Origin of the sequence: Phytoactinopolyspora endophytica (genome assembly GCF_004138495.1) — a bacterium.
Taxonomy (GTDB): domain Bacteria; phylum Actinomycetota; class Actinomycetes; order Jiangellales; family Jiangellaceae; genus Phytoactinopolyspora; species Phytoactinopolyspora endophytica.
The window spans coordinates 668,580-669,008 of sequence record NZ_ML142849.1; the positions used below are offsets into that span (position 1 = coordinate 668,580).

The 429-nt window shown below is 60.8% G+C and carries 1 protein-coding gene and 1 pseudogene; one reads left to right on the top strand and one right to left on the bottom strand.

Annotated elements, in window-relative coordinates:
- Positions 1-139 (bottom strand): annotated as a pseudogene (locus ELR45_RS42440) (winged helix-turn-helix transcriptional regulator); the annotation flags it as partial.
- A gap of 94 nt (positions 140-233) precedes the next feature.
- On the opposite strand from ELR45_RS42440, the gene ELR45_RS36595 reads away from it, so the two are divergent.
- Positions 234-429, top strand: a 196-nt coding sequence (locus ELR45_RS36595; protein ID WP_205855749.1) for an NAD(P)H-binding protein, incomplete at its 3' end; no start/stop codon positions are given.

Sequence of the window (429 nt, forward strand, 5' to 3'; positions counted from 1 at the left end):
TGAACCGGTAGGACCGATCCAGGAGCTGGATCAGGATGAGGACACCCCAGCGGCTGGTGACATGTTCCAGGACGAGACGGTATGGGCACAAGGCCTCTCCGTCGAGGTCCCACTTGACGGCCGGAGTAGTTACTGCCATCCCCGTACCTTACTTCAAAGTGGGTACTGTCGCAAAGTTCGTGCCGCTCATATGGTTAGTGACAGACACACACCCAACAAGGAGTTTTTTCAACATGAGCATTGTCGTCACCGGAGCCACCGGACACCTCGGCCGTTTCGTCATCGAAGGGCTGCTGGAAAAGGTCCCAGCCGACCAGATCACCGCCGTCGTCCGCGACGAGGCGAAGGCCGCCGGCTACGCAGCCCGCGGAGTCAGAATCGCGGTCGCCGACTACGACCGCCCCGAGACCTACGACGGCGTCTTCTCCG